General features: G+C 60.7%; 24 protein-coding genes. 5 read left to right on the plus strand and 19 right to left on the minus strand.

Annotated elements, in window-relative coordinates; genetic code table 11:
• Nucleotides 1-175 precede the first annotated feature (175 nt).
• Complete coding sequence (queD, locus tag EGJ27_RS21200) at nucleotides 176-532, minus strand: 6-carboxytetrahydropterin synthase QueD (protein ID WP_125832714.1); 357 nt, start codon at nucleotides 530-532, stop codon at nucleotides 176-178.
• Between the two features lie 210 nt (nucleotides 533-742).
• Here queD and EGJ27_RS21205 point away from each other — a divergent pair, with 210 nt between their 5' ends.
• From EGJ27_RS21205 to EGJ27_RS21225, 5 genes are all read left to right on the plus strand, one after another.
• Nucleotides 743-1,051, plus strand: a complete 309-nt coding sequence (locus EGJ27_RS21205) for a PepSY domain-containing protein (protein WP_125832715.1) — start codon at nucleotides 743-745, stop codon at nucleotides 1,049-1,051.
• Nucleotides 1,051-1,356, plus strand: coding sequence for a PepSY domain-containing protein (locus EGJ27_RS21210; RefSeq protein WP_125832716.1), 306 nt, complete (start codon nucleotides 1,051-1,053; stop codon nucleotides 1,354-1,356). The genes EGJ27_RS21205 and EGJ27_RS21210 overlap by 1 nt, the downstream gene beginning before the upstream one ends.
• Nucleotides 1,356-2,024 carry a response regulator transcription factor gene (locus EGJ27_RS21215; RefSeq protein ID WP_125832717.1) on the plus strand — a complete coding sequence of 223 codons (669 nt, stop codon included), beginning with the start codon at nucleotides 1,356-1,358 and terminating at the stop codon, nucleotides 2,022-2,024. The genes EGJ27_RS21210 and EGJ27_RS21215 overlap by 1 nt, the downstream gene beginning before the upstream one ends.
• Nucleotides 2,021-3,343: an ATP-binding protein gene (locus tag EGJ27_RS21220; protein ID WP_125832718.1), complete on the plus strand. Its 1,323-nt coding sequence runs from the start codon at nucleotides 2,021-2,023 to the stop codon at nucleotides 3,341-3,343. The genes EGJ27_RS21215 and EGJ27_RS21220 overlap by 4 nt, the downstream gene beginning before the upstream one ends.
• Before the next feature lie 160 nt (nucleotides 3,344-3,503).
• Nucleotides 3,504-4,568: an AI-2E family transporter gene (locus EGJ27_RS21225; RefSeq protein WP_125832719.1), complete on the plus strand. Its 1,065-nt coding sequence runs from the start codon at nucleotides 3,504-3,506 to the stop codon at nucleotides 4,566-4,568.
• A gap of 58 nt (nucleotides 4,569-4,626) precedes the next feature.
• On the opposite strand, the gene nuoN is transcribed toward EGJ27_RS21225, so the two are convergent.
• From nuoN to purB, 18 genes are all read right to left on the minus strand, one after another.
• Nucleotides 4,627-6,096: an NADH-quinone oxidoreductase subunit NuoN gene (gene nuoN / locus EGJ27_RS21230; RefSeq protein ID WP_125832720.1), complete on the minus strand. Its 1,470-nt coding sequence runs from the start codon at nucleotides 6,094-6,096 to the stop codon at nucleotides 4,627-4,629.
• A 7-nt stretch (nucleotides 6,097-6,103) separates the two neighbouring features.
• Nucleotides 6,104-7,636: an NADH-quinone oxidoreductase subunit M gene (gene nuoM / locus EGJ27_RS21235; protein ID WP_125832721.1), complete on the minus strand. Its 1,533-nt coding sequence runs from the start codon at nucleotides 7,634-7,636 to the stop codon at nucleotides 6,104-6,106.
• 39 nt (nucleotides 7,637-7,675) lie between these two features.
• Nucleotides 7,676-9,529 (minus strand): NADH-quinone oxidoreductase subunit L, encoded by a 1,854-nt coding sequence (nuoL, locus tag EGJ27_RS21240; protein WP_125832722.1) that lies wholly within the window; start codon nucleotides 9,527-9,529, stop codon nucleotides 7,676-7,678.
• Nucleotides 9,526-9,834 (minus strand): NADH-quinone oxidoreductase subunit NuoK, encoded by a 309-nt coding sequence (gene nuoK, locus EGJ27_RS21245; protein WP_125832723.1) that lies wholly within the window; start codon nucleotides 9,832-9,834, stop codon nucleotides 9,526-9,528. The genes nuoL and nuoK overlap by 4 nt, the downstream gene beginning before the upstream one ends.
• Complete coding sequence (gene nuoJ, locus EGJ27_RS21250) at nucleotides 9,831-10,346, minus strand: NADH-quinone oxidoreductase subunit J (protein WP_125832724.1); 516 nt, start codon at nucleotides 10,344-10,346, stop codon at nucleotides 9,831-9,833. The genes nuoK and nuoJ overlap by 4 nt, the downstream gene beginning before the upstream one ends.
• 10 nt (nucleotides 10,347-10,356) lie before the next feature.
• Nucleotides 10,357-10,905, minus strand: a complete 549-nt coding sequence (gene nuoI / locus EGJ27_RS21255) for an NADH-quinone oxidoreductase subunit NuoI (protein WP_125832725.1) — start codon at nucleotides 10,903-10,905, stop codon at nucleotides 10,357-10,359.
• 10 nt (nucleotides 10,906-10,915) lie between these two features.
• The gene (gene nuoH / locus EGJ27_RS21260; RefSeq protein ID WP_125832726.1) at nucleotides 10,916-11,920 is read right to left on the minus strand and encodes an NADH-quinone oxidoreductase subunit NuoH; all 1,005 of its coding nucleotides are present in this window, start codon (nucleotides 11,918-11,920) and stop codon (nucleotides 10,916-10,918) included.
• Nucleotides 11,917-14,634: an NADH-quinone oxidoreductase subunit NuoG gene (gene nuoG / locus EGJ27_RS21265; protein ID WP_125832727.1), complete on the minus strand. Its 2,718-nt coding sequence runs from the start codon at nucleotides 14,632-14,634 to the stop codon at nucleotides 11,917-11,919. Before nuoG ends, nuoH begins: the two co-directional genes overlap by 4 nt.
• A gap of 137 nt (nucleotides 14,635-14,771) precedes the next feature.
• A complete protein-coding gene (nuoF, locus tag EGJ27_RS21270; protein ID WP_125832728.1) occupies nucleotides 14,772-16,139 on the minus strand; it encodes an NADH-quinone oxidoreductase subunit NuoF in 1,368 nt (455 codons plus the stop codon).
• Complete coding sequence (gene nuoE / locus EGJ27_RS21275) at nucleotides 16,136-16,633, minus strand: NADH-quinone oxidoreductase subunit NuoE (RefSeq protein ID WP_125832729.1); 498 nt, start codon at nucleotides 16,631-16,633, stop codon at nucleotides 16,136-16,138. Before nuoE ends, nuoF begins: the two co-directional genes overlap by 4 nt.
• Before the next feature lie 2 nt (nucleotides 16,634-16,635).
• Nucleotides 16,636-18,417 carry an NADH-quinone oxidoreductase subunit C/D gene (nuoC, locus tag EGJ27_RS21280; RefSeq protein WP_125832730.1) on the minus strand — a complete coding sequence of 594 codons (1,782 nt, stop codon included), beginning with the start codon at nucleotides 18,415-18,417 and terminating at the stop codon, nucleotides 16,636-16,638.
• A 73-nt stretch (nucleotides 18,418-18,490) separates the two neighbouring features.
• Nucleotides 18,491-19,165, minus strand: a complete 675-nt coding sequence (locus tag EGJ27_RS21285; RefSeq protein ID WP_125832731.1) for an NADH-quinone oxidoreductase subunit B family protein — start codon at nucleotides 19,163-19,165, stop codon at nucleotides 18,491-18,493.
• Between the two features lie 10 nt (nucleotides 19,166-19,175).
• Entirely contained in the window at nucleotides 19,176-19,589 is a 414-nt protein-coding gene (locus tag EGJ27_RS21290) for an NADH-quinone oxidoreductase subunit A (RefSeq protein WP_125832732.1), read from the minus strand.
• Between the two features lie 454 nt (nucleotides 19,590-20,043).
• Complete coding sequence (aceA, locus tag EGJ27_RS21295; protein WP_125832733.1) at nucleotides 20,044-21,369, minus strand: isocitrate lyase; 1,326 nt, start codon at nucleotides 21,367-21,369, stop codon at nucleotides 20,044-20,046.
• Nucleotides 21,370-21,899: 530 nt separating this feature from the next.
• On the minus strand, nucleotides 21,900-22,646 hold the full coding sequence (locus tag EGJ27_RS21300; RefSeq protein WP_125832734.1) for a secretin N-terminal domain-containing protein: 747 nt from the start codon (nucleotides 22,644-22,646) through the stop codon (nucleotides 21,900-21,902).
• Between the two features lie 163 nt (nucleotides 22,647-22,809).
• Nucleotides 22,810-23,247, minus strand: a complete 438-nt coding sequence (locus EGJ27_RS21305) for a GNAT family N-acetyltransferase (RefSeq protein WP_125832735.1) — start codon at nucleotides 23,245-23,247, stop codon at nucleotides 22,810-22,812.
• Nucleotides 23,240-24,406 carry a cupin domain-containing protein gene (locus EGJ27_RS21310; protein WP_125832736.1) on the minus strand — a complete coding sequence of 389 codons (1,167 nt, stop codon included), beginning with the start codon at nucleotides 24,404-24,406 and terminating at the stop codon, nucleotides 23,240-23,242. The genes EGJ27_RS21305 and EGJ27_RS21310 overlap by 8 nt, the downstream gene beginning before the upstream one ends.
• Before the next feature lie 89 nt (nucleotides 24,407-24,495).
• Nucleotides 24,496-25,866, minus strand: coding sequence for an adenylosuccinate lyase (purB, locus tag EGJ27_RS21315; RefSeq protein WP_125832737.1), 1,371 nt, complete (start codon nucleotides 25,864-25,866; stop codon nucleotides 24,496-24,498).
• Nucleotides 25,867-25,882: the final 16 nt, after the last annotated feature.

Consider the following 25,882-nt stretch of genomic DNA (forward strand, 5'->3'; position numbering starts at 1 on the left):
CCGGAATGACGCCTTCGCGAGCAAGCTCGCTCCTACAGCAGCATGCTGATCAGGAACATCCGCCGACAAACTCCAGCCACAAAAAAGGCCGCATGTTCATGCGGCCTTCAGTCACCTCAACCCTTCAGGCAATAAAAAACCACCGCTAGGGTGGCTTCTGCAAAGCACCATGGACTCAATCGCCGCGATACTCACATCCGCTGGTGCATGTCTCGTGGATGCGCACCTTTGAAAGCTCCGGCAGCAACGGCTTGAGTTCATTCCAGATCCATTTGGCCAATATCTCGCTGGTAGGATTCTCCAGACCTGGGATGTCATTCAGATAGTTGTGATCCAGACGCTCATACAAGGGCTTGAAAATAGCCTTTATCTCGGAGAAGTCACGGATCCATCCAGTATGCGGGTCAACATCCCCGCTGAGGTGAATGCCAACCCGGAACGAATGACCGTGCAGACGACCGCATTTATGCCCCTCGGGCACATGAGGGAGCCGGTGCGCTGACTCAAAAGTAAACTCTTTAAAAATTTCCACGATGTATGAGCTCTGAAATAATGGCAATCGCCTGAGCGATTAAAGCAGGACGCGAGTTTAACAGCTATCAAGTGAAAGACCATGCCTGGGGCTGGAGCAGGGCGCCAGGCGGCAACACATTGATGGCATGTGGCCAGATCTCTTCAGTTTGAATTAAGTTGTCCAGGTTAAGCTGGTGCCTGTAAAACCTATCGCCAACGGAGGCTGATAATGAAAATGTTCACGACGTTGCTGACTGCCGCAACGCTGGCTGTTACTGCAAACTCTGCAGTGGCGCGGGACATCGATACATCTGAGGCGCAAAAGCTTCAGGACACCGGTACGATCCAGGCGCTGTCGAAACTCAACGAGGCGGCGTTGGCGACTCATCCGGGCGCAACCATCACTGACACTGAACTCGAAAACGAATACGGCAACTACGTCTATCAAGTAGAACTGCGTGACACCCAGGGTGTCGACTGGGACCTGGAACTGGATGCGGTAACAGGTCAGGTCTACAAGAATCATCAGGACAATTAATGAACGCCAATGCACGCTTGTGCATCATTGTGGGCTGTAGTCTGGTTTGTACGGCTGCACACGCCAGGGATCTGAACCAGGACGAAGCGCTGCAGTTAAGGCAGCGCGGAGTTATTCAACCGCTGGAACATTTTATCGAGCGTGCCCTGAGTTACCATCCAGGCGCCAGGTTGCTGGAAGCCGAGCTGGAAGAAAAACATGACCGCTACGTGTATGAGTTCGAACTGCTGACACCCAATGGGATTGTTCGCGAGATCAAGTTCGACGCACGCGACGGACGATTGTTGAAAGATGAGGAAGACTGATGCGGTTGCTGCTGGTTGAGGACAACGTGCCCCTGGCCGATGAATTGATCGCGGCCCTCGGGCGTCAGGGCTATGCCGTGGACTGGCTGTCGGACGGTCGCGATGCGGTCTATCAAGGCGCCAGTGAGCCCTACGACCTTATCGTGCTGGATCTGGGCTTGCCAGGCGTGCCTGGCCTTGAAGTGCTGGAGCAATGGCGCTCCAAGGGCCTGTCGGTCCCGGTGCTCATTCTGACGGCACGCGGTTCCTGGTCGGAACGGATCGAAGGTTTGAAAGCCGGAGCGGATGATTACCTCACCAAGCCATTCCATCCGGAAGAGTTGCAACTGCGCATCCAGGCTCTGCTGCGTCGGTCTCACGGACTGGCCAACCAGCCAACACTGGAGTCGGCCGGCCTGCACCTCGATGAAGGTCGTCAGTGCGTCATCAAGGACGGTGCCGACATCCAGCTGACTTCCGCGGAGTTCAGGCTGCTGCGTTATTTCATGCTGCATCCCGAGCAGATTCTTTCCAAAAGTCATCTCTCCGAACACCTCTACGACGGTGAGAACGAGCGAGACTCCAACGTCATCGAGGTTCACGTCAACCACCTGCGGCGCAAGCTGGGTCGTGGCGTCGTCGAGACCCGCCGTGGTCAGGGCTATCTGTACGGTGGTGCGGGCGCTTGAGGTCGATCCAGCGGCGCCTGAGCCTTGGCTTGATAGCCGTTCTGGTCGTGGTCGGACTGATCATGACCCAGACCAGCCTCTGGCTGTTCGAGCTGGGTCTGCAGCGCTATCTCGAATCCGGCCTGCGCAATGAAAGCGAGAATCTGCTGGTAGCCCTGGCCCGCGGTCCGGTGGGCATGCAACTGGACGAGCATCGCTTGTCCGGGGCCTATCAGCGTCCATTGTCAGGGCACTATTTCCGGATCGATTTCGCCGACGGTCACTGGCGGTCCCGCTCGTTGTGGGACTTCGAGCTGCCCGAACCACAGGCTACCGGCCTGCATGCGAATCTTGAGCTGGGCCACACCGGGCAATCACTGCTGATACTGACCGAGGAATATCGCAAGTTCGGTCAGCAGATCACCATCACCGTGGCCCAGGACTACACGCCGGTAAGGGCCAGTTTCAAGCGCCTCCAACAGATCGGTTTCGCAATGGGGCTCGCGGCCTTGTTGATCGTATTGTTCCTGCAGCGGGTAACCGTGCGCCGCGCCTTGCGACCGCTTGAGCGTGTGCGCGAACAGATCTCCCAGTTGCAGCAGGGGCAGCGCTCCCAACTGGATGATGAAGTACCTCTCGAACTCGAGCCGCTCGTTGCCCAGATCAATCACCTTCTGGCCCACACTGAAGACAGCCTCAAACGCTCGCGCAATGCACTGGGCAACCTGGGTCACGCGCTGAAAACCCCTTTGGCGGTGTTGCTCAGCCTGGCATCCAGCGAGCAACTGGATGCTCATCCCGGCCTGCGCAAGACCTTGCAGGAGCAGCTGGAAAACATCCGCTTGCGGCTGGAGCGTGAACTCAATCGTGCCCGCTTGTCCGGCGACGCGTTGCCGGGCGCCTGTTTCGATTGCGATGTCGAGCTGACCAGCCTGTTTGAAACCCTGCGCATGATCCACGGCGGGCATCTGGATCTGATCAACGACGTCGCGCCCGGCGTGCAGCTGCCGTGGGACCGCGAAGACATCCTCGAGGTCCTCGGAAACCTGCTCGACAACGCCTGCAAGTGGGCTGACAGCCAGGTGCGTCTGAACATCACCGCGCAGGGCCAAGGCTACTGCCTGTGTATCGATGACGACGGCCCGGGGATTCCCCAGTCCAAACGCGAGGAAGTCTGCAGCCGCGGCATTCGCCTCGATGAGCAGACCTCGGGGCATGGGCTTGGGCTGGGCATCGTGCGGGATATCGTCGAAGCCTGGGGTGGTCGGCTGGCTATGCTCGAAAGCCCCTTGGGCGGGCTGCGCGTCAGCATTGTCCTGCCCGAGCGCAGCGCGCCTTGAGCGGGCGCATGGCGGTACGCGACCCTCAAGGCAACAAGACACCTGTCACTCCCCAGATCAACATCCTGCCTATCGATGCATTGCCTGGGGCACTCGTGGGAATCCTGGCTGACTAAGCTCTAGACCGGGCGCAACGCACGGGCTAAGACATGGACAGGACATGAACGAATCCACGATTCAATACAAAACCCTTTTGCTACTGGTAGTGCTGGTCACTATCGCTTTCATCTGGATACTGCTGCCGTTCTACGGTGCGGTGTTCTGGGCAGTGATCCTGGGGATCATCTTTGCGCCCGTGCAGCGCCGCCTTCAGCTGCGACTCAACCGCTCACGTAATGTCACGTCCCTGTGCACGCTGCTCATCTGTCTGGTCATCGCCATCTTGCCGGTGATCGTGATCAGCGCGTTGCTGGTTCAGGAAGGGACCGTGCTGTACAAGAACGTCGAGTCCGGTCAACTGGACATCGCCGGCTATCTGGCGGAGTTCAAGGATCTGCTCCCAGGATCGCTCCAGACGCTTCTGGATCGAATGGGCATGGGCGACCTCAATGGCTTGCGTGACAAGATTGCCAAGGGTGCAATGACAGGCAGTCAGTACCTGGCCACTCAGGCGTTCAGTTTCGGGCAGGGAACGTTCGATTTCGTGGTGAGCTTCTTCATCATGCTTTACCTGCTGTTCTTTTTTCTGCGCGATGGCCAGGAGCTGGTGCGCAAGTTGCGTACTGCCGTTCCCCTGGCCGAACAACAGAAGCGCCGTCTGCAACTCAAGTTCACCCGCGTCGTGCGCGCCACGGTCAAGGGCAACGTCGTCGTGGCCGTCACTCAAGGTGCTCTGGGCGGTTTCATTTTCTGGGTGCTGGACATTCCCAGCGCGTTGCTCTGGGCGGTGATCATGGCGTTCCTGTCCCTGCTGCCGGCAGTAGGAGCGGGCATCGTCTGGGCTCCCGTGGCGGTGTACTTCCTGCTCAGCGGCATGATCTGGCAAGGCGTGGTCCTGGCGCTGTTCGGGGTCTTCGTGATCGGACTGGTTGATAACGTGTTGCGGCCGATCCTGGTGGGCAAGGACACGCGAATGCCGGACTACCTGATCCTGATCTCCACCCTCGGCGGGATGGCGGTATTCGGCCTCAACGGTTTTGTGATCGGGCCGTTGGTAGCCGCGTTGTTCATGTCGACGTGGGGCATCTTCGCCGGTTCGAAGAAAACCGTGCGCTTACCGGGCTGACAGAAATCGAAGCAAAAAAAACCCTGCACATGTGCAGGGTTTTTTATTTTCGGCAGGATCAGCTCGCCATGTGCAGCCCGGCGTTGACCACCAGATCCAGCAACGGCTGCGGATACACACCCAGTACGAAAGTCAGGATCGCTACCGCCAGCAACATCACACCGCCGGTACGCTGCGCCCAGTTAAAGGCCGCATCGTGGCGTGGCAGCTTGGCGTCCACCAGATACATGGTGACCATCACGCGCAGGTAGTAGAACAGGCCGATGGCGCTACCCAGCACCAAGGCTCCGATCAGCCACCACAGCTGCGATTCGACGCCGGTCGCGATCATGTAGAACTTGCCGATAAAGCCCGCGGTCAGCGGGATACCGGCCAGCGACAGCATCATCAGGGTCATGACGGCGGTCAGGTACGGACGGCGCCAGAAGAGGCCGCGGTATTCGAACATCGCATCGGCATCACGCCCGCTGTAAGGCGAAGACATCATGGTGATCACGCCGAACGCGCCCAGGGACGTGAGCACGTAGGTCGCCAGATACACGCCGATGGCTTCCACCGCCATGCCTTTGCTCGCCACCAGGGCGATCATCAGGTAACCGAAGTGCGAGATGGACGAATAGCCCAGCAGACGCTTGAGGTTGGTCTGGGTCAGGGCCAACAGGTTGCCGATCAGGATCGAGGCCACCGCGATTACCGCCAGCACGTCATGCAGTACGCCGCTGCTGGCAGCCGGGGAAATCTGGAACAGTCGCACCAGCACCGCGAACACCGCAACCTTGCTGGTCGTTGCCAGGAAGGCGGCGACCGGAGCCGGCGCACCTTCGTACACGTCCGGCGTCCACAAGTGGAACGGTACCAGCGACAGCTTGAACGCCAGACCGACCACCATCATCGCCAGGCCCAGGCTGGCCAGTGCGCTCGGCATACCGGTGGCGGCGATGGCCATGCCGATCCCCGTGAAGCTCAGTGAGCCTGCATCGGCGTACAGCAGCGCCATGCCGAACAGCAGGAACGCGGAGCCAGCCGCCGACAGCACCATGTACTTGATGCCGCCTTCCAGCGAGCGTTTGTTGAAGAACGCATAAGCCACCAGCCCATAGACCGGCACCGACAGCAACTCCAGGCCAATGAACAGGCCCGCCAGGTGCTGCGCGCTGACCAGTACCAGGCCACCGGCGGCTGCCAGCAGAATCAGCAGATAGAGTTCTTCGCGATTACCCGGGTAACCCACCTTGTCATCACCCAGGTAAGCGTGAGCCATGGTCACACACGCCAGGGTAGAGGCCAGGATGATCGCCATGTACAGGCAGGCGAAGCTGTCGATCTGCAGCAGCGGCGTCACCGCCAGCGGGGCGACTTTCAGCGCCGGGTAAATCGATAGCAGAGCCAGGTTGAGGCCCGCTACCGACAGCAGGAAGGTTTGCGAGTGATTGCGGCGCCATGCGATCGCCAGCATCACCACGACAATCGTGATGCTGGTGATCAGCAGTGGAGCAAGCGCAATAAAGTGTTGAATCGTCAGGTCCATAGCGCTCTTACCGGGCCGAAGCGAGTTGAGTGAAGGCAGTGCCTAGCCATTGCTGCACGCCATGCATGGTCGCTGCAGAGGTGTCGAGGAACGGCTGCGGGAAAACCCCGAGCACGATCAGCAACACGGCCAGGCCCAACACCATGATCAGTTCCCGTCCGTCCATGCCCTTGAGGATCTCATCGGACTGGGACGGGCCGAAGTAGGCACGGTGAATCATGATCAGCGAGTACACCGAACCGAACACCAGGCCGGACGTCGCCACTGCGGTGATCCACGGCGAGCTGACGAACGAACCCAGCAGGATCAGGAATTCACCGACGAAGTTACCGGTGCCCGGCAGCCCGAGGGATGCTGCTGCGAAGAACAGGCTGATGGCCGGCAGGTACGCGATGCGCGACCAAAGGCCGCCCATCTCGCGCATGTCACGGGTGTGCAGACGCTCATACAGCTGGCCGCTGAGGATAAACAGCGCGGCGGCCGACAGACCGTGCGCAAGCATCTGGATCACTGCGCCTTGCAACGCCTGCTGGCTGCCCGAGTAGATACCGATCAGCACGAAGCCCATGTGCGAAACGCTGGAGAACGCGATCAGACGTTTGATATCGGTCTGGGCGAATGCCAGGAAGGCGCCGTAGAAAATGCCGACCAGACCCAGGCCCATGGCGATCGGCGCGAATTCCGCCGATGCATTGGGGAACAGCGGCAGGGCAAAACGCAGCAGGCCGTAGGCAGCGGTCTTGAGCAGGATACCGGCAAGGTCGACGGAACCTGCGGTCGGCGCCTGTGCGTGGGCATCCGGCAGCCAGGAGTGAAACGGCACAACCGGCAGCTTCACCGCGAAGGCAATGAAGAAGCCCAGCATCAGGATGTACTCGGTACCGGGTGCCAGCTGGGTCTTGAGCAAGTCGGCGTAGGAGAACGTCAGCACGCCGGTCTGATTGAAGTGCACCAGCACCAGGCCCAGGATCGCCACCAGCATGATCAGGCCGCTGGCCTGAGTGAAGATGAAGAACTTGGTAGCCGCGTAGATCCGGGTCTTCTTGCCGTCCGAGGAACTGTGACCCCAGAGCGCGATGAGGAAGTACATCGGCACCAGCATCATTTCCCAGAAGAAGAAGAACAGGAACAGGTCGATGGCCAGGAACACGCCGACGACGCCGCCCAGGATCCACATCAGGTTCAGGTGGAAGAAACCGACCTTGCGCTGGATTTCTTTCCACGAGCACAGCACCGACAGCACACCGAGCAGGCCGGTGAGCAGGATCATCAGCAGCGACAGGCCGTCGAGTGCCAGATGCAGGTCGATGCCGAAGCGTGAGATCCACTGGCGGTGGAATTCCAGGGTCCAGGTCGGATCGGCGCCGGGTATCGGCGCCAGGCTGTAGTTGCCGGTGGCCCAGAGCCAAAGGCCCAGGGCCAGTTCCAGGGTCATGGTCAGCAGCGCGATCCAGCGCGGCAGGGTAGGGCCGAAGCGCTCACCCAGCCAGCACAGCAGGCCGCCGATAAAGGGGATCAGGATTAGCCAAGGCAGAATCATGACGGGCTCAATTCCTTTCGCAAATTCGCAAGGTTCATGTCAGACCGCAACCAGAACGACGGCACCCAGTACCAGAACGGCACCGGCGGCAATCGAGGCAGCATACCAACGCAGCTGGCCGGTTTCAGTGCGGCTCATGGTGTCATGACCGCCTTTGACCAGGCGCGGGATCAGGCCGATGGTGCGGTCGAACGGGTCGCCACGCAGCAGGCGGCTGATCGCCAGATAGGGTTTGACGAACAGCTTGTCGTAGATCCAGTCGAAGCCCCAGGCCGCGAACCACCATGTGGTGAGGAAACGACCCGGCGCACTGTTGGCGATTGCCGTTACGAAACGACGCTTGCCCAGGAACAGCAACGCTGCCAGCAGGATTCCCGCCAGAGCGATGGCACCCGACGCGATTTCCAGACTGTGCTTGGCTTCGCCGCCCGCGTGGCCGACGCTTTGCGGCAGCACATCGGCCAATGGCGGGGTGATCAAGGCACCGATGAAGGTCGACAGCACGATCAGGACCGACAGCGGCAGCCAATGAGCGATACCGTGACCGGCATGCGCCTCGGTCTGCTGCTTGCCGTGGAACGCGATGAAGATCAGGCGGAAGGTATAGAGCGACGTCATGAACGCGCCGACCAGACCCGCATACAACAACCCGTTATGCCCGCTGGCGAAAGCTTCCCAGAGAATCTCGTCCTTGGAATAGAAACCGGCGGTCAGCAACGGCAGTGCGGCCAGTGCGGCACCCCCGACGATGAAGCTGGCGTAGGCCAGTGGCAGTTTTTTCCACAGGCCGCCCATCTTGAAGATGTTCTGCTCGTGGTGGCAGGCAACGATCACCGCGCCGGAGGCGAGGAACAGCAGCGCCTTGAAGAACGCGTGGGTCATCAGGTGGAAGATCGCGCCTTCCCAGGCACCTACGCCCAGCGCCAGGAACATGTAGCCGATCTGGCTCATGGTCGAGTAGGCGAGGATACGCTTGATGTCGGTCTGCACCAGAGCCGCGAAACCGGCCAGCACCAGTGTCACACCGCCGACGATACCCACCAGGTGCAGGATGTCGGGCGCCAAGGCGAACAGGCCGTGGGTACGGGCGATCAGGTAGACGCCTGCGGTCACCATGGTCGCGGCGTGGATCAGTGCCGAAACCGGCGTCGGGCCGGCCATCGCGTCTGCCAGCCAGGTCTGCAGCGGCAGCTGTGCGGATTTACCGACTGCACCACCAAGCAGCATCAGGGTCGCCAGCACGATCCAGAAGTCGCCGACCTTGAAGTGCTCCGGCGCGCGGACCAGCAACTCCTGCACGTTGAGCGTACCCAGTTGCTGGAACAGGATGAACAGGCCGATAGCCATGAACACGTCGCCGATCCGGGTCACGATGAACGCCTTGAGTGCGGCGTTACCGTTGTTGCGGTTGCTGTAGTAGAAACCGATCAACAGGTAACTGCACAGGCCCACGCCTTCCCAACCGAAGTAGATGAACAGCAGGTTATCGCCCAGTACCAGGAACAGCATGCTGGCAATGAACAGGTTGGTGTAGGAGAAGAAGCGCGAGTAACCCTCTTCGCCGCGCATGTACCACGAAGCGAACAGATGGATCAGGAAACCGACGCCGACCACCACGCCCAGCATGGTGACCGACAGGCCGTCCAGGTACAGCGCAAAGTTGGGCTGGAAACCGTCGACGTCCATCCAGCGCCACAGCACTTGGGTGTAGTGACCGCCTTCAGGTGGTGCCACGTTGAATTGCCAGATGACCCAGGCGGTCACGATGGCGGAGAGGCCGATGGAGCCGACGCCAATCAGCGCCGCGAGGTTTTCCGAGATGCGACCGCGTGAGAACGACAGCAGCAGAAAACCGATGAGGGGAAATACGAAAGTCAGAAAGAGAAGATTCATCCGCGCATCTCGCTGGCAGCATCGATATCGAGAGTGTGGAAGCGGCGATACAGTTGCATCAGGATCGCCAGGCCGATACTGGCCTCGGCCGCGGCCAGGGTGATCACCAGAATGAACATGACCTGTCCATCCGGCTGCGCCCAGCGGCTACCGGCTACTACGAACGCCAGTGCCGATGCGTTCATCATCACTTCCAGGCTCATGAGCACGAAAAGGATGTTGCGACGCACCATCAGACCGACCAGACCCAGGCAGAACAGGACGCCGGCAACCGCCAGCCCATGTTCGAGGGGAATTGCATTCATGGCTTGGCTCCTTCTTGCCGGGCTTCTTCACGACCCAGGTGGAACGCGGTTACCGCAGCGGCGAGCAGCAGCATCGAAGCAAGCTCCACCACCAGCAGGTAAGGACCGAACAGGCTGATCCCGACCGCCTTGGCGTCGACAGTGGTATGACCGATGGCGGCGCCGCTAGGGTTGGCGAACAGCACATACAGCAGTTCACCGAGCAGCAGCACGCCCAGGATCACCGGACCGAGCCAGATACCCGGCTTGAGCCAGGCACGCTCCTGGTCGACCGAAGCCGGACCCAGGTTGAGCATCATGACCACGAACACGAACAGCACCATTATGGCGCCAGCGTAGGCGATGACTTCCAGCACACCGGCAAACGGTGCGCCCAGGGCGAAGAACGTCATGGCCACGGCAATCAGCGAAATGATCAGGTAGAGCAGGGCATGCACCGGATTGGTGTTGGTGACCACCCGAAGGGTCGACACCACCGCAATGCCGGAGGCGAAATAGAAAGCGAATTCCATCGGGACTTCCTTAGGGCAGCAAGCTCTTGACGTTGATCGGCTCGGCTTCGTTCTGCGCGGCGCCTTTGGGCTTGCCGGCAACGGCCATGCCCGCAACGCGGTAGAAGTTGTATTCCGGGTTCTTGCCTGGGCCGGAGATCAGCAGATCTTCCTTCTCGTAGACCAGGTCCTGACGCTTGAAGTCGGCCATTTCGAAATCCGGCGTCAGCTGGATCGCGGTGGTCGGACAAGCTTCCTCGCACATGCCGCAGAAGATGCAGCGCGAGAAGTTGATCCGGAAGAAGTCCGGGTACCAGCGTCCGTCTTCGGTTTCGGCTTTCTGCAGCGAGATGCACCCGACCGGGCAGGCCACGGCGCACAGGTTGCAGGCCACGCAGCGCTCCTCGCCGTCCGGGTCGCGGGTCAGGACGATGCGGCCACGGTAGCGCGGCGGCAGGTAGACCTGTTCTTCCGGGTACTGCAGGGTGTCGCGCTTGCGGAATGCATGTGAGAACACCATCACCAGGCTGCGAACCTGGGTGTAGGTGCCATGCACGATATTCCATAGATACTTGAGCATGGTTAGGTCCTCACTGACCTGCCGCAGGCGTGTTCAACAACACGATTGCGGCAGTTACCAGCAGATTGATCAGGGTCAGCGGCAGGCAGAATTTCCAGCTGAAATCCATCACCTGGTCATAGCGCGGACGCGGAATGGAAGCGCGCAGCAAAATGAACAGCATGATGAAGAACGCGGTCTTGAGTGCGAACCACATGAAGGAGAGCGAAGGCAGGATGTCGAACGGGCCATGCCAGCCGCCGAAGAACAGAGTCACCAGCAGCGCCGAGATCAGCACGATGCCGATGTACTCACCGACGAAGAACATGCCCCATTTCATGCCGGCGTATTCGATGTGGTAGCCGTCGGCCAGTTCCTGTTCCGCTTCGGGCTGGTCGAACGGGTGACGGTGAGTCACGGCGACGCCGGCGATGAAGAAGGTACAGAAACCCAGGAACTGCGGAATGATGAACCACAGGTTCTGGGCCTGGTACTCAACGATGTCGCGCATGTTGAAGGAGCCGGCCTGAACCACCACACCCATCAACGCCAGGCCCATAAACACTTCATAGGACACGGTCTGTGCCGAGGCGCGCAGGCTGCCGAGCAGGGCGAACTTGTTATTGCTCGACCAGCCGGCGAACAACACGGCGTACACCGACAGGCCGGCCATGGCGAAGAAGAACAGCAGGCCGATGTTCAGGTCGGCCACGCCCCAGGTCGGGGTGATCGGGATGATGGCGAAGGCGATCAGCAAGGCACTCATGGCCACCACCGGCGCCAGGGTGAAGATCATCCTGTCGGCGAACGGTGGGTTCCAGTCTTCCTTGAAGAACATCTTGATCATGTCTGCGGCGATCTGGAAAGCGCCGAACGGACCGACGCGGTTCGGACCGTAGCGATCCTGCCAGAGCGCGAGCAAACGGCGCTCGACCCAGCTGAGCAGGGCGCCGCAGATCACCACGGCCAGCAGGATGACGATAGCCTTGAGAACCGAGATGATCACGTCGATCACTTCAGGGGTAAACCAGCTCATAGCGCCGCCTCCTGCAGACCGTCAACGGTTTTGCCGAAGATCGCCGCCGGAATGCCGGCCAGACCTGCCGGCAACGCGACCAGTCCGGCACCCAGTTCTTCGTTGATGCGCAGCGGCAGACGCAGTGTCTGGCCCGCGACGCTTACGTTCAGCATGGCACCCTCGTTGACACCCAGACGGTCGGCTTCGGATTTGGCCAGGGCGACGTAAGCTTCAGGAATGCGCTCTTGAACCGGCGCGGCCAGTGACGAAGTCTCGTCGCTGCCGAACAGATGGAAGAACGGCACCACCTGCCAGGTTCCGCGTTGTGGCGAGAAGGCGCGGGGCACGCTGGCGAACCAGCTCAGGCCGTCGCCTTTGCTTTCGATCAGGCGCGTGCCCGGATCGCCGGCACGCAAATGACCACCGACTTCGTCCTGGAACTTGTTCCAGGCCTGCGGCGAGTTCCAGCCCGGCGACCAGGCGAACGGCACCTGCTGACGCGGCTCGGCCGAACCCGAATAGCCTTCCATGGAGAACGCGAACGCGGTGTCCTTGTCCTGCGGAGTACGCGGTTCATGGACGCTGATGTTGGCGCGCATCGCAGTGCGGCCGCTATAACGCAGGGGTTCGCGGGCCAGCTTCATGCCCTTGATGCGGAACGAAGCGGACGGTGCGGCGTTGACGATACCCGCCAGCTGAGCGCTGCTGCTGGCGCAGGCTGCGGTGACGTGGTCCAGTTGCGTCCAGTCCACCGGCTGATTCAGCAGGGTGGCGCGCAGGGCGTGCAGCCAGCGCCAGCCTTCGTGAACCAGAATCCCGGCGTCCAGATAGGTCGGATCGAATACCTGGAAGAAGCGCTGGGCGCGGCCTTCCTGGCTGACCAGCGTACCATCGCCTTCGGCGAAGCTGGCCGCAGGCAGGACCAGATGGGCGCGCTCGGTGGTCGGCGTGGTCTGGTGGTCGGCGACGATCACCACCTTGGCGGCGTTCAGTGCCGCATCGACGGTTGCGGCATCCACTCGGCGATAGAGATCGTTTTCCAGCACGACGATGGCGTCGGCCTGGCCGGAGATCACGGCCTGCAGCGCTGCATCGACGGACTCGCCGCCGAACATGGCAAGGCCCATGCTGTTGGCTTCCGGCACGATCAGGCTGATAGAGCCTTGCTTGTCGCGCAGTTTCAGGGCTTTGGCGATGTTCGCGGCCGCTTCGATCAGTGCATTGGAGCCCAGCGAGCTGCCGGAGATGATCAGTGGACGCTTGGCCGCCAGCAATGCGTCGGCGATGCGTTGTGCCAGCTCCAGGGCCTCGCCGTCCAGACCTTCCACAGCCGGGGCGCTGGCATCCAGGGCGTGGGCCACGGCAAAACCGATGCGGGCCAGGTCGTCCGGCGCGGCGTGGACGCATTCCTGCGCCACATCGTCCAGGCGGGTTTCAGCCAGGCTGGCGATGAACAGCGGGTTCAGCTCGTGCTGGCCGATGTTCTTCACCGCGGCATCCAGCCACGGCTGGACCTTCATGGCCGCAGCCATGTCTTCGGCCTTGCCCTTGACGGCCTGACGCAGGCCCAGGGCCATGCGCGCGGCGGTCTGGGTGAGGTCTTCGCCGAGGACGAAAATGGCGTCGTGATCTTCGATGTCGCGCAGGGTCGGGACCGGCAGCGGGCTGTCGTTCAGTACCTGAAGGATCAGGCGCAGACGCTCCAGCTCACCGGCTTCGATACCGGTGTAGAAATGCTCGGCGCCCACCAGTTCACGCAGGGCGTAATTGCTTTCCAGGCTGGCGCGGGGCGAACCGATACCCACGATATTGCGGCCGCGCAACAGATCGGCGGCCTTGTCCAGCGCCTGGTCCAGGCTCAGCTTGACCTGACCTTGAGCCAGCAGCGGCTGGCGCGGACGATCCTTGCGGTTGACATAGCCGTAGCCGAACCGACCGCGGTCACAGAGGAAATACTGGTTCACGGAACCGTTGTAACGGTTCTCGATGCGCCGGATTTCGCCGTAACGCTCGCCGGGGCTGATGTTGCAGCCGCTGGAGCAACCGTGGCAGATGCTCGGCGAGAACTGCATGTCCCACTTGCGGTTGTAGCGCTCGGAGTGAGTCTTGTCGGTAAACACACCGGTCGGGCAGACCTCGGTAAGGTTGCCGGAGAACTCGCTTTCCAGCGTGCCGTCTTCAACGCGACCGAAGTACACGTTGTCGTGGGCGCCGAACACGCCCAGGTCGGTGCCGCCGGCGTAGTCCTTATAGAAACGCACGCAACGATAGCAGGCGATGCAGCGGTTCATCTCGTGCGCGATGAAAGGCCCCAGTTCCTGATTCTGGTGGGTGCGCTTGGTGAAGCGATAACGGCGCTCGTTGTGGCCGGTCATCACCGTCATATCCTGCAAGTGGCAGTGACCGCCTTCCTCGCAGACCGGGCAGTCGTGAGGGTGGTTGGTCATCAGCCATTCGACCACACTGGCGCGGAACGCCTTGGATTCATCGTCATCGATGGAAATCCATGTGTTGTCGGTGGCAGGGGTCATGCAGGACATGACGATACGACCACGGGTGTCGTTTTCGTCGGTGTACTGCTTGACCGCGCACTGGCGACAGGCGCCAACGCTGCCGAGGGCCGGGTGCCAGCAGAAATAAGGGATGTCGAGGCCCAGCGACAGACATGCCTGTAACAGGTTGTCCGCGCCATCGACCTCAAGCGCTTTGCCGTCTACGTGGATAGTAGCCATGGTTCAAAGTTCTTCGTTGGCCCGTTGTCAGCGGGCGTGGCTAATGGAATCTCGGTTGTATCTGCCTTGCTCAGCCCGCGAGGGCGCCGGCAGTTACAGGGTTGACGGCCTGCTGGGCCGCCAACCGGTGTGTCTTGTTATGCGCCGGCTGCGGTCGGGCTTTTCGCCGTCGTGTACAGGGCGTTGGTCTCGGTGCGGACCGGCGCGATGCCTGCCTCGAACTCCGACCGGAAGTATTTGATCGCGCTGCCCAAGGGTTCCACGGCGCCTGGTGCGTGGGCGCAGAACGTCTTGCCGGGGCCGAGGAAATTGACCAGGCCCAGCAGCGTCTCGATATCGCCAGGTTGTCCCTGGCCTTTCTCGATGGCGCGCAGCATCTTCACGCTCCACGGCAGGCCGTCGCGGCAGGGCGTGCAGAATCCGCAGGATTCCTGAGCGAAGAACTCTTCCATGTTGCGCAGCAGCGAAACCATATTGACCGAGTCGTCTACCGCCATGGCCAGGCCGGTACCCATACGGGTGCCGACCTTGGCAATGCCGCCGGCATACATCTGGGCATCCAGATGTTCCGGGAGCAGGAACCCGGTACCGGCGCCGCCCGGCTGCCAGCACTTGAGCTTGAAGCCATCGCGCATGCCGCCGGCGTAGTCTTCGAACAGTTCGCGGGCCTGCACGCCGAACGGCAGTTCCCAGAGGCCAGGGTTCTTGACCTTGCCGGAGAAGCCCATCAGCTTGGTGCCATGGTCTTCGCTGCCTTCGCGGGCCAGCGACTTGTACCAGTCGTTGCCGTTGTTGACGATCGCGGGCACGTTGCACAGGGTCTCGACGTTATTGACGCACGTCGGCTTGCCCCATACACCGACAGCGGCGGGGAAGGGCGGCTTGGAGCGCGGGTTGGCGCGTCGGCCTTCCAGGGAGTTGATCAGTGCGGTTTCTTCACCGCAGATGTAGCGGCCGGCGCCGGTGTGGACGAACAGTTCGAAATCGAAACCGGTGCCCAGGATGTTCTTGCCCAGCAGGCCGGCAGCCTTGGCTTCCGCGACCGCACGGTTCAGGTGTTTGGCCGCGGTGACGTATTCGCCACGCAGGAAGATATAGCCGCGATACGCTTTCAGTGCCTTGGCACTGATCAGCATGCCCTCGACCAGCAGATGGGGCAGTTGCTCCATCAGCATGCGGTCTTTCCAGGTGTTGGGCTCCATTTCATCCGCGTTGCACAGCAGGTAGCGGATGTTCATGGATTCGTCTTTGGGCATCAGGCCCCATTTGACGCCGGTGGGAAAGCCCGCACCGCCGCGCCCCTTGAGGCCCGAATCCTTGACGGCCTGTACGATGTCGTCCGGCGACTGTTCGAGCAGTGCCTTGCGCGCGGCCGCATAGCCGTCCTTGGTCTGGTACTCGTCTAGCCAGACCGGCTCGCCATCATCGCGCAGGCGCCAGGTCAGCGGATGGGTTTCTGCCGTGCGCGCAATGGTGTTGGCGGGGCCGAAAGAAGTGATGGTCATAGGTAACCCTCCAGCATCTTGGCAACGCCAGCAGGCTGTACATCGCCGAAAGTGTCGTCGTCGACCATCACGGCCGGAGCCTTGTCACAGTTGCCCAGGCAGCACACCGGCAGCAGCGTGAAACGGCCATCGGCGGTAGTCTGGCCCAGGCCGATGCCCAGCGAGTTCTGGATTTCGTCGACCACCGATTCGTGGCCGCCGATGAAGCACACCATGCTGTTGCAGACACGAATGATGTGGCGCCCGACCGGCTGGCGGAAGATCTGGCTGTAGAACGTCGCCACGCCTTCCACGTCGCTGGCGGGAATGCCCAGCAGCTCGCCGATGGCGTAGACGGCGCCGTCCGGCACCCAGCCGCGTTCCTTCTGTACGATTTTCAGGGCTTCGATGGACGCCGCGCGCGGGTCCTCGTAGTGATGCATTTCATGCTCGATGGCCGAGCGCTCGGTTTCACTCAGGGCGAAACGGTCTGTCTGGATTAGCGGGCTGTTCATGCTTAGCGGTCCACGTCGGCCATAACGAAATCGATACTACCCAGGTACGCGATCAAGTCCGCGACCATGCTGCCTTTGATCACCGAAGGGATCTGCTGCAGGTGCGGGAAGCTTGGGGTGCGAATCCGGGTACGGTAGCTCATGGTGCCGCCGTCGCTCGTCAGGTAATAACTGTTGATGCCCTTGGTCGCTTCGATCATCTGGAAGGACTCGTTGGCCGGCATGACCGGACCCCACGAAACCTGCAGGAAGTGCGTGATCAAGGTTTCGATGTGCTGCAGCGTGCGCTCTTTGGGCGGCGGCGTGGTCAGCGGGTGATCCGCCTTGTACGGGCCTTCGGGCATGTTGCGCATGCATTGCTCGATGATCTTCAGGCTCTGGCGCATTTCTTCGACGCGCACGATGCAGCGGTCGTAGGCATCGCCGTTGACGGCCAGCGGCACTTCGAACTCGAAGTTCTCGTAACCCGAGTACGGACGCGCCTTGCGGATATCGAAGTCCAGACCGGTGGAACGCAGGCCGGCGCCGGTGACGCCCCACTCCAGCGCTTCTTTGGTGTTATAGGCCGCGACGCCGATGGTCCGGCCGCGCAGGATGCTGTTGTCCAGCGCTGCCTTCTGGTATTCGTCGAGACGCTTGGGCATCCACTCGATGAAGTCCTTGACCAGCTTTTCCCAGCCGCGGGGCAGGTCGTGGGCAACGCCGCCGATCCGGTACCAGGCTGGGTGCAGACGGAACCCGGTGATGGCTTCGATCACGGTGTAGGCCCGCTGGCGGTCGGTAAAGGTGAAGAACACCGGCGTCATGGCGCCCACGTCCTGGATGTATGTTCCCAGGAACAGCAGGTGGCTGGTGATGCGGAAGAACTCGGCCAGCATGATGCGGATCGTGTCGACCTTCTCCGGCACCTTGATCCCGGCCAGCTTTTCGACGGCCAGTACATAGGGCAGGTTGTTCATCACCCCGCCCAGGTAATCGATGCGGTCGGTGTAGGGAATGAAGCTGTGCCAGGACTGACGCTCGGCCATCTTTTCGGCACCACGGTGGTGGTAGCCGATGTCCGGGACGCAATCGACGATTTCTTCGCCGTCCAGCTGCAGAATGATGCGAAATGCACCGTGCGCCGAAGGGTGGTTCGGACCCAGGTTGAGGAACATGTAGTCCTCGTTCTTGCCCGAACGCTTCATGCCCCAGTCTTCCGGACGGAAGCGTGCGGCTTCTTCTTCCAGCTGCTGTTTGGCGAGGGTCAGGCTGTAGGGGTCGAACTCGGTGGCACGGGCCGGGAAGTCCTTGCGCAGTGGGTGACCTTCCCAGGTCGGCGGCATCATGATGCGGCTCAGGTGCGGGTGGCCCGGGAAGTCGATCCCGTACATGTCCCACACTTCGCGCTCGTACCAGTTGGCGTTCGGCCAGATGCTGGTGACGCTGGGCAGGCTCAGGTCCGCTTCGGACAGCGCCACCTTGATCATCACGTCGCTGTTACGTTCCACCGACAGCAGGTGGTAGAACACCGTGAAGTCAGCGCCCGGCAGGCCACGGCGATGAGTGCGCAGGCGCTCGTCGACGCCGTGCAGGTCGTAGAGCATCGAGTAGGGTTTGGCTACCTGACGCAGGAAAGTCAGTACCTCGACCAGCCGCGCTCGCTCGACCCACAGGACCGGCATGCCGGTGCGGGTCGGCTGGGCTGTGAAAGCCTCGGCGCCGAATCGGGTGGACAGTTCAACGACGACATCTTGGTCGTCAGCCTTGTAAGGCGGGATGTACAGAGCGGTGTCTGCAGTCATAGGTCTCAATCACTTCGGTCAACGTACAGAGTCAACCCGGTTCCTGTCTTTTTTATAAGAAGAACGGGCTGTATCAGACTTCGTCGGGGCTGCGCAGGTTTGTGACCTGGATACGCTGTTCGCGGCGCTGTTCCTTTTGCGACGGCATGTCGGCGCGGTACACGCCTTGATCACCGACGACCCAGGAAAGGGGACGACGCTCCTGGCCGATCGATTCCTGCAAAAGCATCAGGCCTTGCAGAAATGCCTCGGGTCGGGGCGGGCAGCCGGGCACGTAGACATCCACAGGGAGGAACTTGTCGACTCCCTGAACCACGGAATAGATGTCGTACATGCCACCGGAGTTGGCACACGCGCCCATGGAAATGACCCACTTGGGTTCCAGCATCTGTTCGTACAGGCGCTGAATGATGGGGGCCATCTTGAGGAACGGTGTGCCGGCGATCACCATGAAATCCGCCTGACGCGGTGATGCACGAATGACTTCAGCGCCGAAGCGCGCGATGTCATGGGGTGCGGTGAAAGCCGTGGTCATTTCCACATAGCAGCACGACAGGCCGAAGTTGTACGGCCAAAGGGAGTTCTTGCGACCCCAGTTGACCGCGCCACTCAGCACGTCTTCGAGCTTGCCCATGAAAATGTTTTTGTGGACTTGATCTTCTAGCGGATCGGAAACGGTTTCCCGCTTGCCGATTGGATACTGCTCATTAGGAGCATCCGGGTCGATCCTGGTGAGATTGTATTGCATCGCCAAAGCCTCATTGTTTTAGCTTCGCTTGCCGAGTACGACGACCTTCGGGAGCCCAATCGAGCGCCCCTACCCGCCATAGGTAGACAAGACCTGCCAACAGAATTGCTATGAAAACGAGAGCTTCGACGAATCCGGTCCAGCCGCTTTCGCGGACGGACACAGACCAGGCAAAGAGAAAAAGGGCTTCAATGTCAAAGATCACGAAAAGCATCGCGACCAGATAGAATTTTGCGGAGAAACGCAGCCGGGCACTGCCGGTAGGCAGCATGCCAGACTCGAAAGGTTCGTTCTTGCTGCGGCCCCAGGCCTTGCTTCCGAGCAGGCTGGACAGACCGAGCATGAAGGCGCAGAGGCCGACAACACCCAAAAGGAAAATGGCGAAGCCCCAGTTGTGGGCAATCAGTCCTGTCGATTCGGGCATGCGGGCAGTCCTTATATTATAGAGAGCAAAGGTCTCTGTGCTTGATGACGAGTTGACGCAGTGACGAAATGTCGCAGTGCATTCAACGGGGTGATTTTATGTGCAAACAGTGGGCAAGTAAATTTTCTACATCAAAATTATTCAGAGAATTAATCGGGCCTACCACCAGTAACGCTCTACAAGCCATACGGAGCAAGGGCTGCAGCTGTTTTCACCCACTATGTTTCCGCGCTTGAAAAGCACTGAAAGTTAATTTGAATGATAATTGATATCATCTATCGCGTAGTTTTCTTATCTATTGCGCCGCATCAGGGAATCGATCGCGCTTATTGATTCGCTCAGTTGTAACACCGGACTCTTGGCGGCGCCTTGTTCGAGGTCAATAAAAGCTGCTGCCGGGAAAAGACAAACCGCCCATCGGGGCGGTCTGTTCGGCGCCGTGAGCCTGTCACGATCAGTGAAATTGTTCCTCCTCGGTCGAGCCGGTCAGGGCCGTAACCGACGACACGCCGCCCTGGATCACCGTGGTCATGTCGTCGAAGTAGCCGGTGCCCACTTCCTGCTGATGTGCGACGAAGGTGTAGCCTTTGGCGGCATCGGCGAACTCCTGCTCCTGGAGCTTCACGTAGGCGGTCATGTCGTTGCGGGCGTAGTCATGCGCCAGGTTGAACATGCTGTGCCACATGTTGTGAATGCCGGCCAGGGTGATGAACTGGTGCTTGTAGCCCATCGCCGACAGTTCACGCTGAAATTTGGCGATGGTTGCGTCGTCCAGGTTCTTCTTCCAGTTGAAAGAAGGCGAGCAGTTGTAGGACAGCAACTGGTCTGGATATTCCTTCTTGATCGCTTCGGCGAAGCGGCGCGCTTCGTCCAGATCGGGCTTGGCCGTCTCGCACCAGATCAGGTCGGCATAGGGCGCATAGGCCAGGCCGCGGGAGATGGCCTGGTCCAGGCCCGCACGCACTTTATAGAAGCCTTCCGGCGTGCGGGTGCCGGTAACGAACGGCTGGTCGTAGGGGTCGCAGTCCGAGGTCAGCAGGTCGGCAGCATTGGCGTCGGTGCGCGCCAGAATCAGTGTCGGTACGCCTGCAACGTCTGCCGCCAGGCGAGCGGCGACCAGCTTCTGCACGGCTTCCTGGGTCGGAACCAGCACCTTGCCACCCATGTGGCCGCATTTTTTCACGGATGCCAGCTGGTCTTCGAAGTGCACGCCCGCCGCGCCCGCTTCGATCATGTTCTTCATCAGCTCGTAGGCATTGAGGACGCCGCCAAAGCCGGCCTCGGCGTCGGCGACGATGGGGGCGAAATAGTCGATGTAGCCTTCATCGCCTGGATTCTTGCCGGCTTTCCACTGGATCTGGTCGGCGCGGCGAAACGAGTTATTGATGCGCTTGACCACTGTGGGTACCGAGTCTACCGGGTACAACGACTGATCCGGGTACATGGATTCGGCAGAGTTGTTGTCGGCAGCCACTTGCCAGCCCGACAGATAGATCGCCTGAATCCCGGCCTTGACCTGCTGCACGGCCTGGCCGCCGGTCAGGGCGCCCATGCAGTTGACGAAGTCCTTGTCAGGGCGAAAGGAAGGTCTGGCTCCTTGAGTGATCAGGTTCCAGAGCTTGTCGGCACCCATTTTTGCGAAGGTGTGTTCAGGCTGGACCGAACCGCGCAGTCGCACGACGTCAGCCGCCGAGTAGGTGCGAGTCACGTTTTTCCAGCGTGGATTTTCAGCCCAGTCTTTCTCGAGCGCCGCTATTTGTTGTTCGCGTGTCTGTGCCATGGAGATAAACCTCATGAAGTAGGCCTTGATTGAAAGTCCTGCTCCGCCAATAAGCCTCGTTTATCGAAGGCACGGTAGATGGCTGCTCACTGATGGGAGGTCTTGCTCGAAACCGCGGTATGACGCGATGGCAACGGATGAACGAAATGGCTCGGAGATGGAGCGGCTGTCCAGGCGTGACGCGAATGGGCAGGACAGGTCAAGGACGCCGTGCTGCTGCATTCGACAGGCAGTGCCTGACGACCGATAAAACGCTTCCGTCCCTCGGGACAACTTCGTTCCAGTCGCAATCTCGTCAAACTGCCTTGTGGGCGGTGCGGACACGGATCGGCTCATGTGGGTGCGTCTGAGCGGCGATCCGGAGACTCTTGCAGGGCCTCTGATCAGCGGGAGCGAGGCAATCATGCCTCGCCCTTTTTGACCCGTCAAACAATTTGTAGTGCTTTTTGTGCCTCACTACATAATTCTTGATTTGCGACCCGCTGGTCACTAAAAGGCCCGTGGGTGCTGGCCTCGAGGGGTGCTGTCGGTTATTCCAGGCTGTCGACTTTGACTCGCATAACCATATCGCCTCGCCCTTGTGTGGCATAGCGTTGCGCGATGCCACGCTGGTCTGCCGATGAGTTGCTGCTTTGGCCGGCCAGGGTGATCCATTCGCCCAGTCGGCCGCTGACCTTGCTGTCAGTGCTTTGTACGTTGATGGTGTCCGGACGCTCCTGGCTCATGCGATCCCGATTGGTACTGATCTCCAGATGCACGATATCGCCGGTCACGGTGGCGGTGACGTAGAAGCCCTGGGTGACGTTGCGGTATTCGGTATTGCTTTGGGCGTAGCCGTAGGAGTCGGTCGAGGAGGTGGTCAGCGGCACGCTTTGCCCGACCTGGATCAGGGCCGGTGTCCCTTCGCTGGTCTGCACCTGCTGGACGCCGCCTTCGCGGCCGGCAGTGCCATAACTGATGATGCGCGACGCATTGGCGCCATTGCTGTTGCGTGCCGCGCTGTCGCTGGTATCGACGCTGATCAGCAGGCGCTTGGGGGCGGTGTCCAGCTGGGAGATCAGCGCGCGCAGTTCCTGGATCTTGCGCGATTCGGCGTTGACGATCAGTTGATTGCCGTAACTGTTGACCGTCCCCTCTTGGCCGATGAAGGACTGGGCGACCGGTAGCAACTCGGCGCTGGTCCGATAGTTGAGTGGCACGACCTCGGTGGCTGCCGATACGCAGGCACTGAAAGTGACCAGTAATGAAACGAGCAGGGTACGTCCGAACATGACCATTCTCCGCGAGCACGCCTAAAGCCTGAGTGTGCCAGTTTGTCGGCCCGCGATGGGACAAGTTGAATGCGCAGAGGGCAGAACGCCCCGCGTTTCCCGATGCTGGCACAGTGTCACGGTTCGGAAAAAGGCGGGGCGGGATGTCATGTAGTGCCTGGAGCGGCGACTACAAAAGGGCTTGCGTTGCCCGACGGATCATGTCCACGTGTGGCAGGCCGGCTTCCAGGAATTCTTCACTGACCACGGTGAACCCGAAGCGCTGATAGAATTCCACCGCCTGCACCTGCGCGCTGAGCTTCTGCACGTTAAGGCCACGCTGTTCGGCTTCGTGAATCACCGCTTTGAGCAGCGCTTCACCAACGGCCAGGCCACGCCAGTCGCGCAACACCGACAGACGGCCGATTTCGCCATCCGGCAGAAGGCGTGCGGTGCCGATGGCGAAATCGCCTTCGTAGGCCAGGAAATGGACTGCGTCGCCGTCTTCGGCGTCCCATTCCAGTTCCGGCGGAACCGATTGTTCTGCGACGAACACAGCGTCACGGACACGCCGGATGTCGGCGTTGTCCTTGTGCCAGTCTGCAACGGATACGGTGGTTCTATTCATCGGCAAATCCCAGGCTTCCTTGTTTTACGAGTTCGCAGAGCAGATTGCGACCCTCGTCATCGGCCAACCATTGGCCGAGGTTTTCGCTATGCAACGAGTCGGCGGCGCAGATCAGCTTCAGCAAATCGCGCAGATTGCCCGGCAGAAGGCGGCTCTGTCCACTGGCAAACAGTAACAGATCGTCATCCACCTCCGACCAGGCCAGGCGGGCGCTCGGATTGCGAATCAGGATGGCACCCTGATCGAGGCTATCCAGCAAGTCCTGTTCTTCCAGTTCCGGGCCGGTTACCAGTTCAGGATAGCGCGGCTCGGTCATGAACTGGCCGAACCAGGTCAGCAGCAGACGCTCGTCGCTCATGTGCTCGGCAAGCAGGGCCTTGAGGCGGTCCAGCGCATCACGCTGGATCTGGTGCGGGTCACTCGGCGGCTGCACGTCGGCATCGCTGTAGCGGTCTTCGTCCGGAATGAACTGGCTCAGGAAATCGGTGAAGTGTGTCAGCACTTCAGCTGCACCCGGTGCGCGGAAGCCGACCGAGTAGGTCAGGCAGTCGTCCACGGCCACGCCGCAATGCGCCAGACGCGGCGGCAGATAAAGCATGTCGCCCGGTTCCAGGGTCCATTCTTCGGTGGCCTGGAAGTCGGCGAGGATACGCAGGTCGGCGTGCTGCAGCAGCGGGCTTTCCGAATCGCACATCTGGCCGATCTGCCAGTGACGCTTGCCGTGGCCCTGAAGCAGGAACACGTCATAGTTATCGAAGTGTGGCCCGACGCTACCGCCCGGCGCTGCATAGCTGATCATCACATCATCGATGCGCCAGGCGGGCAGAAATCGGAAGTTTTCCAGCAGCTCGCTGACTTCCGGTACGAATTGGTCGACTGCCTGTACCAGCAGTGTCCACTCGCGCTCCGGCAGCTTGCTGAACTCCTCTTCGGCAAACGGACCACGGCGCAGCTCCCACGGGCGCTCGCCATTCTCGATCACCAGGCGCGACTCGACTTCTTCTTCCAGCGCCAGACCGGCCAGTTCGTCAGGGTCGAGGGGGCTCTGGAAATCCGGCAGGGCCTGGCGGATCAGCAGGGGCTTCTTCTGCCAGTAGTCACGCAGGAAAACACGCGCGGTCATACCGCCCAGGAGTTGCAGAGGAATATCAGGATTCATGTGAAAGCCCTTGAATGGGAAACGCCCGGCCAGGCCGGGCGCTTCAGGTCGGTGAACATCGCGTTTCACACGACCTTGGATGGTAGGTGTCAGATGCGCTTGGCTTGGGCCACTGCGTTACCGATGTAGTTGGCCGGCGTCAGCTTTTTCAATTCAGCCTTGGCCTCGGTCGGCATGTCCAGCCCGTCAATGAAAGTCTGCAGCGCCTGCGGGCTGATGCCCTTGCCGCGGGTCAGTTCTTTGAGCTTCTCGTACGGGTTTTCGATGTTGTAGCGACGCATGACGGTCTGGATCGGCTCGGCCAGCACTTCCCAGCAGGCATCCAGATCAGCGGCGATTCGCTGCTCGTTCAGCTCCAGCTTGCCGATACCCTTGAGGCTGGCTTCATAGGCGATGACGCTGTGAGCGAAGCCCACGCCCAGGTTGCGCAGTACGGTTGAGTCGGTCAGGTCGCGCTGCCAGCGGGAAATCGGCAGTTTGCTCGCCAGGTGCTGGAACAGTGCGTTGGCAATGCCCAGGTTGCCTTCGGAGTTTTCGAAGTCGATCGGGTTGACCTTGTGCGGCATCGTCGAGGAGCCGATTTCGCCGGCGACGGTGCGCTGTTTGAAGTAGCCCAGCGAGATGTAGCCCCAGATATCGCGATCGAAGTCGATCAGGATGGTGTTGAAGCGCGCGATGGCGTCGAACAGCTCGGCGATGTAGTCGTGGGGTTCGATCTGGGTGGTGTACGGGTTGAAGCCCAGGCCCAGCTCGTCTTCGATGAAGGCGCGGGCGTTGGCTTCCCAGTCGATGTCCGCATAGGCCGACAGGTGCGCATTGTAGTTGCCGACGGCGCCGTTGATCTTGCCCAGCAGCGGGACGGCGGCGATCTGCGCGATCTGGCGCTCGAGACGATAAACGACGTTGGCCAGTTCCTTGCCCAGCGTGGTCGGGGAAGCAGGCTGGCCGTGGGTGCGCGACAGCATCGGCACATCGGCGAAGCGGATCGCCAGTTCACGGGTCGAGTCGGCGATCTGGCGCATCAGCGGCAGCATCACGTTGTCGCGGCCCTCGCGCAGCATCAGGGCGTGGGACAGGTTGTTGATGTCTTCGCTGGTGCACGCGAAGTGGATGAACTCACTGACCTTGTCCAGTTCAGGCAGCTTGGCAGCCTGTTCCTTGAGCAGGTATTCCACGGCTTTCACGTCGTGGTTGGTGGTGCGCTCGATTTCCTTGACGCGCTCGGCGTGCTCGACCGAGAAGTCTTCGGCCAGGGCATCGAGGATGGCGTTGGCTTCGGCAGAGAAGGCAGGCACTTCGGTGACTTGCGGATGGGCCGCCAGGCGCTGGAGCCAGCGGACTTCAACCATCACGCGAAAACGGATCAGGCCGTATTCGCTGAAAATAGGGCGCAAGGCCTGGGTTTTGCCGGCGTAACGGCCGTCAACAGGGGAAACCGCAGTGAGCGAAGAAAGCTGCATGGGGTGCTCTCGGACA

The sequence above is a fragment of the Pseudomonas sp. v388 genome (assembly GCF_003935425.1).
Classification (GTDB): domain Bacteria; phylum Pseudomonadota; class Gammaproteobacteria; order Pseudomonadales; family Pseudomonadaceae; genus Aquipseudomonas.